The sequence below is a fragment of the Streptomyces sp. NPDC002784 genome (assembly GCF_053592135.1).
In genome coordinates, this window is record NZ_JBSFVD010000029.1 from 1 (window position 1) to 16,643 (window position 16,643).

A 16,643-nucleotide genomic window follows, 5' to 3' on the forward strand; every position below is an offset into this window, starting at 1 on the left:
CACCGGCATCGCAGAGCCATCGGTGTCGCCGGGACATCCAGCTCTACTTTCTCGCACTCGAGGTGATCAGCGCAGCGATACGCGTTCCTGGCAAGGAAGTCCGGGGCCGCGCACTGCGTGGACGCGGCGAGCACCCCGGACACGGCCGAGGCGGTCCGGGACCTGACCGGTGGCGGCGCCCATCTCTCCCTCGACGCCCTGGGCTCGCCCGGCACCTGCGCCGCCTCGGTGAACGGCCTGCGCCGCCGCGGCCGGCACCTCCAGGTGGGCCTGCTGCCCTCGGCCGACGGCACCACCCCCGTCCCGATGGCCCGCGTCATCGGCTGGGAGCTGGAGATCTTCGGCAGTCACGGCATGGCCGCGCACACCTACCCGCCGATGCTGGAGCTCGTCCGGTCCGGCATGCTGCGCCCCGACCTGCTGGTCACCTCCACCATCACCCTGGACGAGACCCCGGCCGCGCTGGCGGCGATGGGCAGGGCACCGGGGTCCGGGGTGACGGTCATCGAGCCCTGGAGCTGACGCCCCGGCCGGGGGAGTCCCCACCCGGAGACCGGGGCGCCGGAGCGTCAGTCCGCTCGTCGGCCGCGGTTGCCCGGGCGGGAGGCCACCCACGCCCGGACGGTGTCGGCGTACCAGTAGGGCTTGCCGCCCTCCACGTGGTCGGGCGGGGGCAGCAGCCCGTGCTTGCGGTAGGACCGCACGGTGTCGGGCTGCACCCGGATGTGCGCCGCGATCTCCTTGTACGACCAGAGCCGTCGGTCGGTCATGACGTGCACCTCCCCGCGCGCACCGCGGCGGCGGCCGGAACGGCCGTCGGGGGTACCGGGCGCTGCGCTGGTGATCACAAAGCCTGTGCCCGGTGAACGACGCTCGGTGACCGCAGGGCAGGGGCTGTGCGCCGGGTGTGACGCAAGGCCCGCGTAGGCGCGACATGTGTGACACAAGGGGGGCGTTTGTGACACAGGTGACGCAAAGGCGCACGCGGGCGCATGGGCGTGGCGCGTTGACGGCCGCGGCGGAATGTGTGCGGCAGGGCGGGCCGCACCCGCTGCGTCGGGTCCGGCCCGCCGTTTCCCCCGCCGACCTCGGCGCGTCGTCCGCTCGAGGTCAGGGGCACAGCGTGCCGGTGGAGATCCCGTCAGGTATTGGAGAAAACCGAACTGCCGCCGGACGCGAGCACGAGACTGGTGACCTCGCCCGCCAGCCGGTCCGCGACCGGAGACCCCTCCGCGGTCCGGACCGACGACCGCCGGGCGGCCGTGAACTGACGGGGCGTGCACCCCGTCATCGTCTTGAACTCACCGCTCAGGTGGGCCTGGTCGTAGAACCCGCACAGGGCCGCGGTCTCGGCGGCGGCGCGTCCGGCCGCCAGCAGGCGCCGGGCCCGCTGCAGGCGCAGCACCCGGGCCGCGGCCTTCGGGCCGAGCCCGATCTGCTCCCGGAACCGGCTCTCCAGATGCCGCGCACTCCAGCCGACCTCCTCCGCGAGCCGCGGCACCGGCATCGCGCCGCCCGTGCGCACCAGCTCCGACCAGGCCCGCACCACCCGCCCCGAACTGGGCACCCCGGCCGCGGACCAGCGTGTGAACACCTCGTCCAGCAGCCCGAACCGGCCCTGCCAGGTCGGCAATGAGGCGAGCGCGCCGGCGAGTTCGCGCACGCCGATGTCCAGGGCGTGCGGCAGGTCGTCGGGGTCGACCGTGCGGTCGGCGAGTTCGTGCTGCGGAGTGCCGAACAGGGTGAACCCGGCCCACGGTGTGAGCAGCACCTCGATCCCGGCCAGCCGCCCGTCGTGCTCGCCGACGGCCGGGGTGGTCGTGGGCCCGCAGAACAGGGACACCAGCGTGTCGGGCGCCCGCCCGGGCCGCAGGATCCGCACCGGGTCCCCGAACCCGAACAGCACGGTCGCCGCCCCGATCGGCGTCTCCAGCCGTCGCCGGGGCCGCTCGAAGCCGAGCCGGAACCCGCGATAACTGATCAGTCCCGGCCGCAGCCGGGGGTGGGGCCGGCCGAAGGCGACTTCCCAGGATCCACCGGGCCCGTGCCCGGACCGAACAAGCACGCACCGAGCATTGCAGCCGTACGGCGAGAACAACACCCGCGGGAGCCGCTCGCTCAGGTGCCACGTCTGGTCCGAATGTCTGGACAAAACATTGACAGGGCTCCGTCCCCAGGGCTAGAAAGCCGGGAGAGCCGATACGAAGGGAACGCGATGGCGTACGACCTGATCACCATGGGGCGGATCGGGGTGGACCTCTATCCGTTGCAGACGGGCGTCCCCCTGCCGCAGGTCACCTCCTTCGGCAAGTTCCTCGGCGGCTCGGCGACGAACGTCGCGGTCGCCGCGGCCCGGCTGGGCCGGGACACCGCCGTCATCACCCGCACCGGCGACGACCCCTTCGGCACCTATCTCCACGAGGCCCTGCGGGACTTCGGCGTCGACGACCGCTGGGTGACCCCGGTCCCGGGCCTGCCCACCCCGGTCACCTTCTGCGAGGTGTTCCCGCCGGACGACTTCCCGCTCTACTTCTACCGTCAGCCCAAGGCGCCCGACCTGGAGATCGACGTCCATGAACTCGACCTGGACGCCATCCGCGCCGCCCGGGTCTTCTGGGTGACCGGCACCGGACTGAGCGAGGAGCCCAGCCGTACGGCGACCCTCGCGGCGCTCGCCCACCGCGCCAAGTCCGGCATCACGGTGTTCGACCTCGACTGGCGCCCCATGTTCTGGAGCGACCCCGAAGCGGCCCGCCCCTTCTACGCCGAAGCGCTCCGGCACGCCACCGTCGCCGTCGGCAACCTCGACGAGGTGGAGGTCGCCACCGGAGTCCGCGACCCGCACGCCGCCGCCCGCGCGCTGCTCGATGCCGGAGTGGAACTCGCCGTGGTCAAGCAGGGCCCCAAGGGCGTGCTGGCCGTGCACCGCGACGGCGACCGGGCGGAGGTCCCCCCGCTCCCGGTGACCGTCCTCAACGGCCTCGGCGCCGGCGACGCCTTCGGCGGCTCCCTCTGCCACGGCCTGCTCAGCGGCTGGGACCTGGAGACGACCATGCGCCACGCCAACGCGGCCGGCGCCATCGTCGCCTCCCGCCTGGAATGCTCCTCGGCAATGCCAACCCCCGAGGAGGTGACAACAGCCCTGACCACAGGATCGGCCCCCCCACAAGAGCCAACCCCCACCCCCACCCCCACCGCCGACGCCAACACCCCACCGAGACCCCCCGCCCCCGCGGACGACGCCCGCACCCCGCCAGGGCGACCCGCACCCGCTGACGGTGACAGCACCCCGCCGGGACCACCCGCACTCGCGGGGGGTGACAGCATCCCGCCGGGGCGACCCGCCCTCGCGGACGACGTCCGCACCCCGCCGGGGCGACCCGCCCTCGCGGACGGCGACAGCATCCCGCCGGGGCGACCCGCCCCCGCTGACGGCGCCCGCACCCCGTCAGCGCCACCCGCCCCCATCGACGGCGCCCGCACCCCGCCACGACCCCCCGCACCCGCCGACGGCGCCCCCGCCCCACAGGGGCCACCCGCACCCGACGACGAGAGCCGCACGGGTGGTGCGGGTGGGAACCGACCGGCCGAAGGCGAAGCCGAGGCCGAGACCGAGGCCGGAGACGGAGCCCCCCGGTGACCGTCGACATCGCGGAGCTGATCCGCACCCGCACCCGCCACCCCGAGGCCATCGCCGAAGCAGCCGCCCGCCGCAGGCGACGCCCCCTGCTCACCCCCACCCGCGACCGCCTGCTGATCGTCGCCGCCGACCACCCCGCCCGCGGAGCCCTGAGCGTCGGCGACCGCAAACACGCCATGGCCAACCGCGCCGACCTCCTCGCCCGCCTCTGCCTCGCGCTCAGCAGACCCGGCGTCGACGGAGTCCTCGCCACCGCCGACATCCTCGACGACCTGCTCCTCCTCGGCGCCCTCGACGACCGCGTCGTCATGGGCTCGATGAACCGCGGCGGACTCCAGGGCGCCGCCTTCGAACTCGACGACCGCTTCACCGGCCACCGCCCCGAGGACATCGCCCGCCTCAACTTCGACGCCGGAAAGCTCCTCCTGCGCATCGACTACGACGACCCCGGCTCCCTGAACACCCTGGAGTCCACCGCCCGCGCCGTCGACGAGATGGCCGCCCGGCACCTCCCGCTGTTCGTCGAGCCGTTCATCAGCCGTCGCACCCCCGACGGCATACTCCGCAACGATCTCTCCGCCGACGCGGTCACCCGGTCCATCGCCATCGCCTCGGGCCTGGGCGGCAGTTCGGCGTACACCTGGCTCAAGGTCCCGGTCACCGACAACCCGGACGACATGGCCGAGGTCATGGAGACATCGACGCTGCCCGCCGTGCTCCTCGGCGGCGACATCGGGGACGACCAGGACGCCGCCTACGAGAAGTGGCGCGGCGCCCTCCAACTCCCCACCGTGCGCGGCCTGGTGGTCGGCCGTTCGCTGCTGTATCCGGCGGACGGCGACGTGGCCGCCGCCGTGGACACCGCCGTAGGACTGCTGTGAGGGCCGCATGACGAAAAACCTGAGGACAAGCGAGACGAAAAGCCCGACGAACACCCCGACGAGCAACCCGACGAAAAGCCCGACGAGCAACCCGACGAAAAACCAGCTGCACATCCCCAAGGGCGCGACCACCGACCCGCACCACGTCCTCGACATCACCCCCGACCGCGCCGGCTGGACGCACTCCAGCCTGCGGATCGTCGAGCTCGCCCCCGCCGGTACGCACACCTTCACCACCGGGGACAGCGAATGGATCGTCCTCCCCCTCACCGGTGGATGTACCGTGCAAACAGAACAGGAAGAGTACGAACTCCTGGGCCGGGAAAGCGTGTTCGCGTCGGTCACCGACTTCGCGTACGCCCCCCGGGACACCCGGGTCCAGATCGCCTCCGGCGCGGGTGGCCGCTTTGCTTTGGCAGGAGCAAGGTGCGAGCGACGACTCCCCGCCCGCTACGGCCCCGCGCCGGAGGTCCCCGTGGAGCAGCGCGGCAGCGGCAACCGGCTGCGCCACGTACGCAACTTCGCCTCCGCCGACGCCTTCGACTGCGACAAGCTCATCGCCGTCGAGGTGATCACCCCCGGCGGCAACTGGTCCTCGTACCCGCCGCACAAGCACGACGAGCACCGGCCGGGCGAGGAGTCGCAGCTGGAGGAGATCTACTACTTCGAGATCGACGGCCCGCACGGCTTCGGCTACCAGCGCGTGTCCCCCTCCCGGGAGGGCGGCTCCGACGTGCTCGCCGAGGTCCGCTCGGGTGACGTCGTCCTCGTTCCCGACGGCTGGCACGGCCCGTCGATCGCCCAGCCCGGCCACGACATGTACTACCTGAACGTCATGGCGGGCCCGGGCGAGACCCGGGAGTGGCGGATCTGCTTCCACCCGGACCACACGGAGGGGTACTGATGACCACCCGGCTGACCGTCGCCCAGGCGCTGGTCCGTTTCCTCGCCGCGCAGTACACCGAACGCGACGGCGCCCGGCACCGGCTCATCGGCGCGACCTGGGGGATCTTCGGCCACGGCAACGTCGCCGGACTCGGCCAGGCGCTCGTGGAGTACGCCGACGTCATGCCGTACCACCAGGGCCGCAACGAGCAGTCCATGGTGCACGCGGCCGTCGGCTACGCCCGCCAGTCGAACCGGCTGTCCACGCACGCGGTGACGACGTCGATCGGCCCCGGCGCGACCAACCTGGTCACCGGCGCCGCCCTCGCCACCGTCAACCACCTCCCGGTCCTGCTGCTCCCCGGGGACATCTTCGCCACCCGCCCGGCCGACCCGGTCCTCCAGCAGCTGGAGGTCCCCTACGCGGGCGACCTCAGCGTCAACGACTGCCTGCGCCCGGTCTCCCGGTACTTCGACCGCGTCACCCGCCCCGAGGCCCTGATCCCGGCCGCCCTCCAGGCCGTACGGGTGCTCACCGACCCGGTCGAGACCGGCGCCGTGACCCTCGCCCTGCCCCAGGACGTGCAGGCCGAGGCGTACGACTGGCCGGAGGAGTTCTTCGCCGAGCGCACCTGGGCGGTACGGCGGCCGGGAGCCGACCCGGCCGAGCTGGCCGAGGCCGTGACCGCGATCCGCACCGCACGGCGGCCCCTCGTCGTGGCCGGCGGCGGGGTCCACCACAGCCGCGCCGAGGAGGCCCTCGCCGAGTTCGCGGCCGCCACCGGCATCCCGGTGGCCTCCACCCAGGCCGGCAAGGGCTCCCTGCGCCACGACCACCCCCAGGACGTCGGCGGCATCGGCCACACCGGCACCGAGACCGCCGACCGGCTGGCCCGCACCGCAGACCTGGTGATCGGCGTCGGCACCCGGTACACCGACTTCACCACCGCCTCCGGCACCCTCTTCCAGAACCCGGACGTCCGCTTCCTCAACCTCAACATCGCGCCCCACGACGGCCACAAGCTCTCCGGGACCCCCCTGATCGCGGACGCCCGCACCGGCCTGGAGGAGCTGACCGCGCGGCTGGAGATGCACGATCACCGGCTCGACCCGTCGTACGTCGCCGAGTACACCGAGGACAAGGCGCGCTGGGAACAGCGCGTGGACGCCTGCTTCGCGGCCCCGGAGCCGGATGTACGACCGAGCCAGCCGCAGGTCATCGGCGCGCTGGACGCCATCGTCGACGAGTCGGACGTGATCATCAACGCGGCCGGTTCGCTCCCCGGCGACCTGCACAAACTGTGGCGGTCCCGGTCGGCCGACCAGTACCACCTGGAGTACGGCTACTCCTGCATGGGCTACGAGATCCCGGCCGCGATCGGCGTGCAGCTCGCCGCCCCCGAGCGCACCGTCTGGGCGCTGGTCGGCGACGGCACCTACCTGATGATGCCGACGGAGATCGTCACCGCCGTGCAGGAGGGCATCGCCATCAAGGTGCTGCTCGTGCAGAACCACGGGTACGCGTCCATCGGCGGCCTGTCGGAGTCGGTGGGCGGCGAGCGGTTCGGCACCGCCTACCGCTTCCGGGCGGACGACGGCACCTACACCGGCGCCCCGCTCCCGGTCGACCTGGCCGCCAACGCCGCCAGCCTCGGCATGCGCGTCCTGCGCGCGCGGACCGTCCGCGACCTGCGCGCGGCCCTCGCCGAGGCACGGGCCGCCGACACGCCCACATGTGTCTACGTGGAGACCGAAACGGCAGACACAGTGTCGGGCGCGCCCGAGGCGCAGGCCTGGTGGGATGTTCCTGTGGCCGAGACCGCGACCCGACCGTCGGCGGTCAAGGCCCGCGACGAGTACGACCGGCACGTCTCAACCCGACGCCGCCATCTGTGAAGGAGTTCTTGGTCATGACGAAGATCGTCAACCACTGGATCGGCGGCAAGTCCGTCGACGGCGCGTCGGGTACCTACGGGCCGGTCACCGACCCGGCCACCGGCGCGGTCACCACGAAGGTCGCGTTCGCCTCGGTCGACGAGGTCGACGCCGCCGTACGGGCCGCGAAGGAGGCCTTCGTGACCTGGGGCCAGTCCTCGCTGGCCCAGCGCACCACGATCCTGTTCAAGTTCCGGGCGCTGCTGGACGCCAACCGGGACGCCATCGCCGAGCTGATCACCGCCGAGCACGGCAAGGTGCACTCCGACGCCCTCGGCGAGGTCGCGCGCGGCCTGGAGATCGTCGACCTGGCGTGCGGGATCAACGTGCAGCTCAAGGGCGAGCTGTCGACGCAGGTCGCGAGCCGCGTGGACGTGGCCTCGATCCGCCAGCCGCTCGGCGTGGTCGCGGGCATCACGCCGTTCAACTTCCCGGCGATGGTCCCGATGTGGATGTTCCCGCTGGCCATCGCGTGCGGCAACACCTTCGTGCTGAAGCCGTCGGAGAAGGACCCCTCGGCCGCGATGAAGATCGCCGAGCTGCTCGCCGAGGCCGGTCTGCCGGACGGCGTCTTCAACGTCGTCCACGGCGACAAGGTGGCCGTGGACCGCCTGCTGGAGCACCCGGACGTCAGGGCCGTCTCCTTCGTCGGCTCGACCCCGATCGCCCGCTACATCCACACCACCGCCGCCGCCAACGGCAAGCGCGTGCAGGCGCTCGGCGGCGCCAAGAACCACATGCTGGTCCTCCCCGACGCGGACCTGGACGCGGCGGCCGACGCGGCCGTCTCCGCGGCCTACGGCTCGGCGGGCGAGCGCTGCATGGCGATCTCCGCGGTCGTGGCCGTCGGCGCGATCGGCGACGAGCTGGTGGAGAAGATCCGCGAGCGCGCCGAGAAGATCAAGATCGGCCCCGGCAACGACCCCTCCTCCGAGATGGGCCCGCTGATCACCAAGGTCCACCGCGACAAGGTGGCGTCCTACGTCGAGGGTGCGGCGGCGGAGGGCTGCGAGGTCGTCCTGGACGGCACCGGCTACACGGTCGAGGGCCACGAGGACGGCCACTGGATCGGCATCTCGCTCCTCGACAAGGTGCCGACCAGCGCGAAGGCGTACCAGGACGAGATCTTCGGCCCGGTGCTGTGCGTGCTGCGCGTGGACACCTACGAGGAGGGCGTGGCCCTCATCAACGGCTCGCCGTTCGGCAACGGCACCGCGATCTTCACCCGGGACGGCGGCGCCGCCCGCCGCTTCCAGCTGGAGATCGAGGCCGGCATGGTCGGCGTGAACGTCCCGATCCCGGTCCCCGTCGGCTACCACAGCTTCGGCGGCTGGAAGGACTCCCTCTTCGGGGACCACCACATCTACGGCAACGACGGCACGCACTTCTACACCCGCGGCAAGGTCGTCACCACCCGCTGGCCGGACCCGTCCGAGGCCCCGGCGGGCGTCGACCTGGGCTTCCCGCGCAACCACTGATCCGCGCAACCACCATCCGCGCAACCACCATCCGCGCAACCACCATCCGCGCACCCACCATCCGCGCACCCACCGAGCGGGCCCGGGCACCTCACGTGCCCGGGCCCGGTCGTGTCACTGGCCGTTCTGGTCCTTGACCGCCTCGGTCAGGTCGGCGGTCTGCGCGGCCGGCGGGGCGGCGATGTCCTTGGTGGCGCCGAACTTGGCGAAGTCCATGGAGATCGACATGGAGCCCATCACCTGCTCCATGCGGACGGGCAGGTCCTTGTCGTTGACCCAGATGTCCATCTCCATGGTGGTGGCGCCGCCGGTCATGGCGCCCAGCATGCTGTCATCGCCGCTGTAGGCGTCCTTGAACTTGCCCATGTCGTTCTCGTCGAGCACGGCCCGGTAGTGGGTCGTGCTCTGGCCGTTCACGGTCTCGGTGCCGAGGTCCTCGACATCGCCCGCGTACTTCAGGCTCTTCATGGACGCCGTCGGGTTGCCGGCGTCGCCGCCGCCCTTGTAGGCCTGGCTGCCGCTGTCGCCGAACACCGCGGAGGAGTCGACCTTGATCCACTCCTTGCCCGCGATCGGGCCGGAGGCCTGGGGGTCGACGTCGTAGTAGTAGACGCCGTCGACGAGCAGGACCTGGATCGTCGGGTCGTCCTGGAGCTCCTGCATCTGGGCGGCCGCGGTGTCCATCTGGACGTCGTAGGCCATGCCGTCACCCCACGAGTAGGTGCCCTCCATGGCTATCGGCTTGCCCGTGCCGATGTCGGTCGACATGCTCACCTCCGCCGAACCGAGCTGCTCGGTGCGGTCGGTGGCGCGGGCCAGCGCCGCCATGATCTTGTCCGCGCCGGTGACCGTCTCGGCCGCCTTCTTCGTCGTCTCCTCGGCCCCCTCGGACCCGCACCCGGTGACCGCCACCAGGGCCGCCGCCGTGACCCCCACCCAGGCCGTGGTGTGCCTCAGCTTCATCCGTCCCCACCCCATCGCTGTGTCTTCGCTGTGTGACATCGCTGTGTGACAAAACGACTCTAGCGGCCCCCACCGACACGTCCGTATGCCGGACGTCGGCAGTTTTTTCGACCTTCACGTTGCGGTTCCCGTACGGCCGCAAGAAGCGGAACGGCTTGCCTCTTCTGCTGTATACGCGATCTAGAGGGTCAATCGGCTGCGGATTTCGTAGGTAAACAACCATTGACGTGTTGGTTTTCGTCGGTGTTCCATGCAGCGCCGGGAGCGGACGGAAAACCACGTACGACCGAAGCCGCCGGAGGCGATAGCGCTCCCGCCCGAAACCACCCCCGCACGAGCCGATCGGAACCGCCGCATGACCGACACGCTGGAGAAGTCCCTCGTCCCCGATGACGTACCGGCCCGCGCACCGGAGCTGAAGCGTTCGATCGGAGTCGTCGGCGGCACTCTGCTCACGCTCTCCTGTGTGACGCCCGCCTCCACCCTCTTCGTGGTCGTCCCCGACCTCTTCGGCTCGCTCGGCACCGCCACCGCGCTCACCATCGCGATCGGCTCCCTGCTCTGCATCGCCGTCGCGTTCTGCTACTCCGAGCTGGGCACCCTCATCCCCAGCGCCGGCGGCGAGTACGCGATGGTCACCACGATGGCCGGACGCCTCGCCGGCTGGCTGGTCTTCGTGCTCTCCCTGCTCGTCGTGATGATCGTGCCCCCGGTGATCGCGATGGGCACGGCCGACTATCTCGCCCCGATCGTCGACCTCGACCCCTCGATGGCGGGCGCCGGCGTGATGCTGCTCGCCACCCTCGCCGGTCTGCTGGACCTGCGCGCGAACGCCTGGATCACCGGCGTCTTCCTGGTCCTGGAGGTGGTGGCCGCGGCCGTGGTCGCCGTGCTGGGCTTCGCCCACGCCGAGCGCGGTCCGGACAGCCTGGTCTCGCTCCAGGTGGCCGGCGCCGACGGCGGCGTCGACACCGTGACGGCGATGCTGATCGTCTCCGGGCTCGCCATCGCCCTCTTCGTCACCCAGGGCTTCTCGACCGCCGTCTACCTCTCCGAGGAAATGGAGAACCCGCGCCGCAACGTCGCCCGTACCGTCCTGGCCACCCTCGGCATCTCCGCCGTGATCATCCTGGTCCCGGTCATCGGCATCACCCTCGGCGCCTCCGACCTCTCCGAGCTGACCAGCGGTGACATCGGCGGCATGGTCGAGGCCTGGTCCAACTCCGCGGTCGGTACCTTCGTCAGCCTCTGCGTCGCCCTCGCGATCATCAACGCGGGCATCGTCATGGTCATCCAGAACTCCCGCGTCCTGTTCGCCTCGGCCCGCGACAAGGCCTGGCCCGAGCCGGTCAACGCCGTCTTCGCCAAGCTCGGCCGCTTCGGCTCCCCCTGGGTCGCCACGCTGGCGGTCGGCGTCCCCGGCGCCGCCATGTGCTTCGTCAACCTGGACACCCTGTACGGCGTGACCGGCGTGTCGGTGACCGGCATGTACCTGCTGGTCGCGGTGGCCGCCCTGCTGGCCCGCCGCGGCGCCCACCGGCACCGCCCCGCCTGGCGCATGCCCCTGTGGCCCGCCATGCCGGTCCTGCTGATCGTCGTCCTGGCCTACATCCTGGCCCAGCAGGAGACGGAGTACCTGCTGTGGACGGGCGGCATCACGGCCGTGGCCACCCTGTACTGGGCGCTGTACCTCCGCCCGAGGCGGGCCACACGATGGCTGGTGACCCTCCCGCACGACGCGCGGGACTAGCCCTCACCCGCGGGCCACTGCCACCAAGACATCCCGCAACCGCTCCACGTACAGCCGCATGTTCTTCTGCGCGACGTCCGTGTCCGGGTACCGGCTGGCGAGCCAGAGCCCCTCGTGCAGCCGGTTCACCCAGACACAGACCTGATCCCCGTACGACACCCTGATCAGCGCGTACGCCGACCGCCCGGCCCAGTCTCCGGCGCCCGGAATCCCCCGGGCGTCGAGGTACGACACGATCGAGTACAGGTCCGGCGAGGTGGGCCGGAAGTCGGCCCCCAGCAGGGTCAGCACCCGGGCGAGCGGCATCCGCGCCAGCGGCCGGGCGGCCTGCAACTGCGCGCGCACGCTCCGCAGGGCCTGCGCGAAGTCCGGCTCCGGCACCAGCGGCACCTCGATCGGCGCACCCCCGACGTACCACCCCAGGGAATCCGACCACCGCGACTTCGCCCGGGTGTGGAAGGGCACGACCGTGCGGTAGACGGACTGCCCCCCGATCTCCCGGACGATGAGCGCCGTGGCCGCCAGCAGACCGACCAGGCTCCCGCCGCAGGGCCGGCAGTACGCCTCGAACGCGGCGGCGTCCTCCGGACCGACGAGCATCTCCCGCATCAGCTTCTGCTCGGGCAGCGGCCCCCCGGGCGCCACCCCGAGGTCGACCGGGAAGCCCGGCAGCCTCCCGTCGCACCGCCCGATGAACTCCCGCCAGCGGCCGACGATCTCGTGGCTCTCGTCGATCCGGTCCGCGTCCGCCCGTTCGAGCTCGCAGAAGTCGATGTAACTGCTCACCGGCGGCTGCTCCTCGGCCCGGCCCGCGAGGGCCGCCGCGTACAGCTCGTACAGCTCGGCGGGGATGCGGTGCAGGGAGTAGGCGTCGACATTGCTGTGGTCGAAGGCCAGGTACACGCTGGTGGCGTCGTCCCGCACCACCGCCGCGTAGATCAGGTTCGGCCAGCGCAGCGCGTCGGCCACCGCGTCGAACCGGTCCTGGAGGTGCTGGACCAGGTCCGCCGCGTCGGTGAAGTCGCCGACCACCTCGCGGTGCAGCGCCACCTCCTCGGAGCCGAGCGTGAACCGGCGCAGTTCGTCACCGGCCAGCCGGAAGCCGCTGCGCAGCGTCTCGTGGCGCAGCGTCCAGGTCCGCAGGGCGTCCTGGAGGGCGTCGAGGTCGATCCGGCCCGGGACGTCGAACGCCGTGCCGAGCCAGGTCGGGACGAACAGCCCGTCCTCGCGCACGGTCCGGGCGGTCTTGATGTGCGACTCCTGGATGTACGCCGGCGGGCGCGTGTCGTCCGGCAGCCGCGAGGCTCTCTCGACGGTCGCCGGACTGAGCGTCCACTCGACGAGCCGGCCGGGCCGGACCTCGCAGCGCTGGATGTCGGTGATGCGCACAGGGCGTCTCCGTTCGCGTGGGGGGCGGACCTTCTAGGGTCTGCCGCGCCCGGCGGCAGGGCGTGCCGTTTCGCCCCGCTTCAGTGGATCGGGTGGCGCCTCGAACAGCGGTCCTCGTACCACGGGCGCGGTATGCGGGAGGCCGCCGTACGCCCGTGGGAGGTGGGCCGGTTCACCCTGCGGTCGACAACTCCCCGACAGGTTGACCCCGTACCGTTGACACATGGATCTTCGACTGCGAGGGCCGTCCCGGCGGCCCCGGCGTCTGCTGGCCGCCGGGGCCGCCGTCGTCGTGCTCGCCGGCGCCGGCACCTGGACCGCCGTCGCCTCGGACGAGGGGCCCGCGGTGCACCGCGCCGACCGGCTCCTGTCCGCGGGCGACGTACGCCTGGACACCTCGTACTTCACCACCTCCGGCGGCGAGCGGCGCCCCGCCGTCCTGCTCGGCCACGGCTTCGGCGGCAGCAAGGACGACATGCGCGAGCAGGCCGAGGAGCTGGCCGCCGACGGGTACGCGGTGCTGACCTGGTCGGCCCGCGGCTTCGGCAGGTCCACCGGCGCGATCGGCCTCAACGACCCGAAGGGCGAGGTCGCCGACGTCAGCAAGCTGATCGACTGGCTGGCGAAGCAGCCCCAGGTCCGGCTCGACCGGACCGGCGACCCGCGCGTGGGCATGGCGGGCGCCTCCTACGGCGGCGCGATCAGCCTCCTCGGCGCCGGGTACGACGACCGCGTCGACGCCATCGCCCCGGCGGTGACGTACTGGAACCTCGCCGACGCCCTTTTCCCGAACGGCGTCTTCAAGAAGCTCTGGGCCGGCCTCTTCGTCAACACCGGCGGCGGCTGTCACCGGTTCGAGGACCGGCTGTGCCGGATGTACGAGCGGGTCGCCGAGTCCGGCACCCCGGACGCCGAGGCGCGCGCACTGCTGGAGCAGCGCTCCCCGTCCGCCGTCGCCGACCGCATCGACGTCCCCACGCTCCTGGTGCAGGGCCAGCGGGACTCCCTGTTCCCGCTCGGCCAGGCCGACGCCGCCGCCCGGGCGATCCGCGCCAACGGCGCCCCCGTCGACGTCGACTGGATCGCGGGCGGCCATGACGGCGGCGACCAGGAGATCGACCGGCTCCGGGCGCGCGTGCGGGCCTGGTTCGACCGGTACCTGAAGGACGACAAGGCCGTCGACACCGGCCCCGCCTTCCGCGTCACCCGCACCGGAGGCGTCGACTCCACCGACGGCCAGGCCCAGTTGCGCGGCGCGAGCGGGGACCGCTACCCCGGTCTGGACAGCGGCCGCAAGGAGGTCGCCCTGACCGGCCGCGAACAGAGCTTCGCCAACCCGGCCGGCGCCAACCCGCCCGCCGTCTCCGCCCTCCCGGGCCTGGGCGGCGGCGGCCTCGCCCAGCTCTCCTCCCTCGGCGTCGGCGTCTCCCTCGACTTCCCCGGCCAGTACGCCCGCTTCGACTCCGCCCCCGTCCGGGACGACCTGCGCATCACCGGCTCCCCGACGGTCACCGTGCACGTCGAGTCGACCAGCGAGGACGCCGTCCTCTTCGCCAAGGTCTACGACGTCGGCGCCGACGGCACCCAGCAGGTGCTGCCGTCCCAGCTGGTCGCCCCGGTGCGCGTGGAGGGCGCGAAGTCCGGCAAGGACGTGACGATCACGCTCCCCGCCGTCGACCACGAGATCGACCGGGGCCACCGGCTGCGCCTGGTCCTCGCCTCCACGGACCTCGGCTACGCCTCCCCGGCCGCCCCGGCGACGTACCGGGTCGCCCTGCAGAGCGACCTGAGCGTGCCTACGGCCCCCGGCGTGACCGCCGCCGCCGCCCCGCTGCCCGCGTGGGTGTGGTGGCTGCCGCTCGCCGGTGCGCTGGTCGCCGCGGCCCTGCTGCTGACCGCCCGCCGCCGCACCACGGCACCCGCCCCCGACCCGGCACTGGCCGACGTCCCGCTCCAGATCACGGACCTGAGCAAGAAGTACGCGGGCGGCGACCGCTACAGCGTCCGCGACCTCACCTTCCGCGTCGACAAGGGCCAGGTCCTCGGCCTGCTCGGCCCGAACGGCGCCGGCAAGACGACGACCCTGCGCATGCTGATGGGCCTGATCCGCCCGGACGGCGGCGAGATCCGCGTCTTCGGCCACGCCATCCGCCCCGGCTCCCCGGTCCTGTCCAGGGTCGGCGCCTTCGTCGAGGGCGCGGGCTTCCTGCCGCACCTGTCGGGCCGGGAGAACCTGGAGCTGTACTGGGCCGCCACCGGCCGCCCCGCGGGGGACGCCCACCTGGACGAGGCCCTGGAGATCGCGGGCCTCGGCGACGCCCTGGCCCGCGCGGTGCGCACCTACTCCCAGGGCATGCGCCAGCGCCTGGCCATCGCCCAGGCCATGCTCGGCCTGCCGGACCTGCTGATCCTGGACGAGCCGACCAACGGCCTCGACCCGCCCCAGATCCGCGAGATGCGCGAGGTGATGATCCGGTACGCGGCCGCCGGGCGCACGGTGATCGTCTCCAGCCATCTGCTGGCGGAGGTCGAGCAGACCTGCACCCACCTGGTGGTCATGGACCGCGGCCGGCTCGTCCAGGCGGGCCCGGTCGGCGAGATCGTCGGCTCCGGCGACACGCTGCTGGTCGGCACCGCCACGCCGGTGGAGGAGCCGGTCCTGGAGAAGGTGACCGCGCTCGAAGGGGTCGCCTCGGCCGTACGGACCGACGACGGGCTCCTGGTCCGCCTCGGCGCCGACGGCAGCGCCTCCCGCCTGGTCGCCGAACTCGTCCGCCTCGACGTGCCCGTGGCGTCGGTGGGCCCGCACCGCCGCCTGGAGGACGCCTTCCTCACCCTGATCGGAGGTTCCGCATGAGCACGCTCACCGAGGTCGCCTCCGGTTACCAGGCGGGCCGCACCCTGCCGCTGCGCGTGGAGCTGCTCCGCCAGCTCAAGCGCCGCCGCACCCTGGTGATGGGCGCCATCCTGGCCGCGCTGCCGTTCGTACTGCTGGTCGCCTTCGCGATCGGCGGCGAACCGGACCGCGGCGGCGACCGCATCACCCTGATGGACACGGCCACCGCCTCCGGCGCCAACTTCGCCGCGGTGAACCTGTTCGTCTCCGCCGGCTTCCTGCTGGTCATCCCGGTCGCCCTGTTCTGCGGCGACACGGTGGCCTCGGAGGCCGGCTGGTCCTCCCTGCGCTACCTGCTCGCGGCGCCCGTGCCGCGGGCCCGGCTGCTGTGGTCCAAGCTCGTCGTCGGGCTCGGCCTGAGCCTGGCCGCGATGGTGCTGCTGCCGGTGGTCGCGCTGGCCGTCGGCACCGCCGCCTACGGCTGGGGCCCGCTGGCCATCCCCACCGGCGGCTCGCTCGACGCCGGCACCGCGGCCCAGCGCCTGGTGGTCGTCGTGGCATACCTCTTCGTCTCCCAGCTGGTCACCGCCGGGCTGGCGTTCTGGCTGTCGACGAAGACCGACGCCCCGCTTGGCGCGGTCGGCGGCGCGGTGGGCCTCACCATCGTCGGCAACGTCCTGGACGCGGTGACCGCCCTCGGCGACTGGCGCCACTTCCTGCCCGCGCACTGGCAGTTCGCCTGGGCGGACGCCGTCCAGCCCACCCCGGAGTGGTCCGGCATGATCCAGGGCGTCGCCGTCTCGGTAACGTACGCCGTCGTCCTGTTCGCGCTGGCCTTCCGCGGTTTCGCGCGCAAGGACGTGGTCTCCTAGGTCACCGGAGGATC

Annotated in this window: 11 protein-coding genes and 2 pseudogenes; 9 read left to right on the plus strand and 4 right to left on the minus strand. The window is 72.5% G+C overall.

Annotated elements, in window-relative coordinates; translation table 11 throughout:
* Window positions 1-87 precede the first annotated feature (87 nt).
* Window positions 88-522, plus strand: a pseudogene (locus ACWD1Z_RS32010) (zinc-binding dehydrogenase); the annotation flags it as partial.
* Between the two features lie 47 nt (window positions 523-569).
* Here ACWD1Z_RS32010 and ACWD1Z_RS32015 read toward each other — a convergent pair.
* Both ACWD1Z_RS32015 and ACWD1Z_RS32020 read right to left on the minus strand, forming a co-directional pair.
* Window positions 570-770 (minus strand): helix-turn-helix transcriptional regulator, encoded by a 201-nt coding sequence (locus ACWD1Z_RS32015; RefSeq protein ID WP_234847426.1) that lies wholly within the window; start codon window positions 768-770, stop codon window positions 570-572.
* Between the two features lie 371 nt (window positions 771-1,141).
* Entirely contained in the window at window positions 1,142-2,065 is a 924-nt protein-coding gene (locus tag ACWD1Z_RS32020; protein WP_451123498.1) for a helix-turn-helix domain-containing protein, read from the minus strand.
* Window positions 2,066-2,215: 150 nt separating this feature from the next.
* On the opposite strand from ACWD1Z_RS32020, the pseudogene iolC reads away from it, so the two are divergent.
* The 5 genes and pseudogenes from iolC to mmsA all read left to right on the plus strand — a co-directional run.
* Window positions 2,216-3,157 (plus strand): annotated as a pseudogene (gene iolC, locus ACWD1Z_RS32025) (5-dehydro-2-deoxygluconokinase); the annotation flags it as partial.
* Window positions 3,158-3,636: 479 nt separating this feature from the next.
* Window positions 3,637-4,521: a Cgl0159 family (beta/alpha)8-fold protein gene (locus ACWD1Z_RS32030; protein WP_451123501.1), complete on the plus strand. Its 885-nt coding sequence runs from the start codon at window positions 3,637-3,639 to the stop codon at window positions 4,519-4,521.
* Between the two features lie 7 nt (window positions 4,522-4,528).
* The gene (iolB, locus tag ACWD1Z_RS32035; RefSeq protein ID WP_451123503.1) at window positions 4,529-5,425 is read left to right on the plus strand and encodes a 5-deoxy-glucuronate isomerase; all 897 of its coding nucleotides are present in this window, start codon (window positions 4,529-4,531) and stop codon (window positions 5,423-5,425) included.
* A complete protein-coding gene (iolD, locus tag ACWD1Z_RS32040; protein WP_451123505.1) occupies window positions 5,425-7,302 on the plus strand; it encodes a 3D-(3,5/4)-trihydroxycyclohexane-1,2-dione acylhydrolase (decyclizing) in 1,878 nt (625 codons plus the stop codon). The genes iolB and iolD overlap by 1 nt, the downstream gene beginning before the upstream one ends.
* 14 nt (window positions 7,303-7,316) lie before the next feature.
* Complete coding sequence (gene mmsA / locus ACWD1Z_RS32045; RefSeq protein WP_451123507.1) at window positions 7,317-8,819, plus strand: CoA-acylating methylmalonate-semialdehyde dehydrogenase; 1,503 nt, start codon at window positions 7,317-7,319, stop codon at window positions 8,817-8,819.
* Between the two features lie 114 nt (window positions 8,820-8,933).
* Here the strand turns inward: mmsA and ACWD1Z_RS32050 are convergent, their stop codons facing one another.
* A complete protein-coding gene (locus ACWD1Z_RS32050; protein ID WP_451123509.1) occupies window positions 8,934-9,782 on the minus strand; it encodes a hypothetical protein in 849 nt (282 codons plus the stop codon).
* Window positions 9,783-10,137: 355 nt separating this feature from the next.
* Between ACWD1Z_RS32050 and ACWD1Z_RS32055 the strand changes: the two genes are divergently transcribed.
* The gene (locus ACWD1Z_RS32055) at window positions 10,138-11,532 is read left to right on the plus strand and encodes an APC family permease (RefSeq protein WP_451123511.1); all 1,395 of its coding nucleotides are present in this window, start codon (window positions 10,138-10,140) and stop codon (window positions 11,530-11,532) included.
* Window positions 11,533-11,535: 3 nt separating this feature from the next.
* Here ACWD1Z_RS32055 and ACWD1Z_RS32060 read toward each other — a convergent pair whose 3' ends face one another.
* Window positions 11,536-12,921, minus strand: a complete 1,386-nt coding sequence (locus ACWD1Z_RS32060) for a condensation domain-containing protein (protein ID WP_451123513.1) — start codon at window positions 12,919-12,921, stop codon at window positions 11,536-11,538.
* Window positions 12,922-13,144: 223 nt separating this feature from the next.
* Between ACWD1Z_RS32060 and ACWD1Z_RS32065 the strand changes: the two genes are divergently transcribed.
* Both ACWD1Z_RS32065 and ACWD1Z_RS32070 read left to right on the plus strand, forming a co-directional pair.
* Entirely contained in the window at window positions 13,145-15,778 is a 2,634-nt protein-coding gene (locus tag ACWD1Z_RS32065) for an alpha/beta fold hydrolase (protein WP_451123515.1), read from the plus strand.
* On the plus strand, window positions 15,775-16,629 hold the full coding sequence (locus tag ACWD1Z_RS32070; RefSeq protein ID WP_451123517.1) for an ABC transporter permease: 855 nt from the start codon (window positions 15,775-15,777) through the stop codon (window positions 16,627-16,629). The genes ACWD1Z_RS32065 and ACWD1Z_RS32070 overlap by 4 nt, the downstream gene beginning before the upstream one ends.
* The last annotated feature ends 14 nt before the right edge of the window (window positions 16,630-16,643 follow it).

Coding starts and splice junctions, on each gene's coding strand:
- ACWD1Z_RS32015 (WP_234847426.1), bottom strand. CDS start 770: ATGACCGACCGACGGCTCTGGTCGTACAAGGAGATCGCGGCGCACATC.
- iolB (WP_451123503.1), top strand. CDS start 4,529: ATGACGAAAAACCTGAGGACAAGCGAGACGAAAAGCCCGACGAACACC.
- iolD (WP_451123505.1), top strand. CDS start 5,425: ATGACCACCCGGCTGACCGTCGCCCAGGCGCTGGTCCGTTTCCTCGCC.
- mmsA (WP_451123507.1), top strand. CDS start 7,317: ATGACGAAGATCGTCAACCACTGGATCGGCGGCAAGTCCGTCGACGGC.
- ACWD1Z_RS32050 (WP_451123509.1), bottom strand. CDS start 9,782: ATGAAGCTGAGGCACACCACGGCCTGGGTGGGGGTCACGGCGGCGGCC.
- ACWD1Z_RS32055 (WP_451123511.1), top strand. CDS start 10,138: ATGACCGACACGCTGGAGAAGTCCCTCGTCCCCGATGACGTACCGGCC.
- ACWD1Z_RS32065 (WP_451123515.1), top strand. CDS start 13,145: ATGGATCTTCGACTGCGAGGGCCGTCCCGGCGGCCCCGGCGTCTGCTG.
- ACWD1Z_RS32070 (WP_451123517.1), top strand. CDS start 15,775: ATGAGCACGCTCACCGAGGTCGCCTCCGGTTACCAGGCGGGCCGCACC.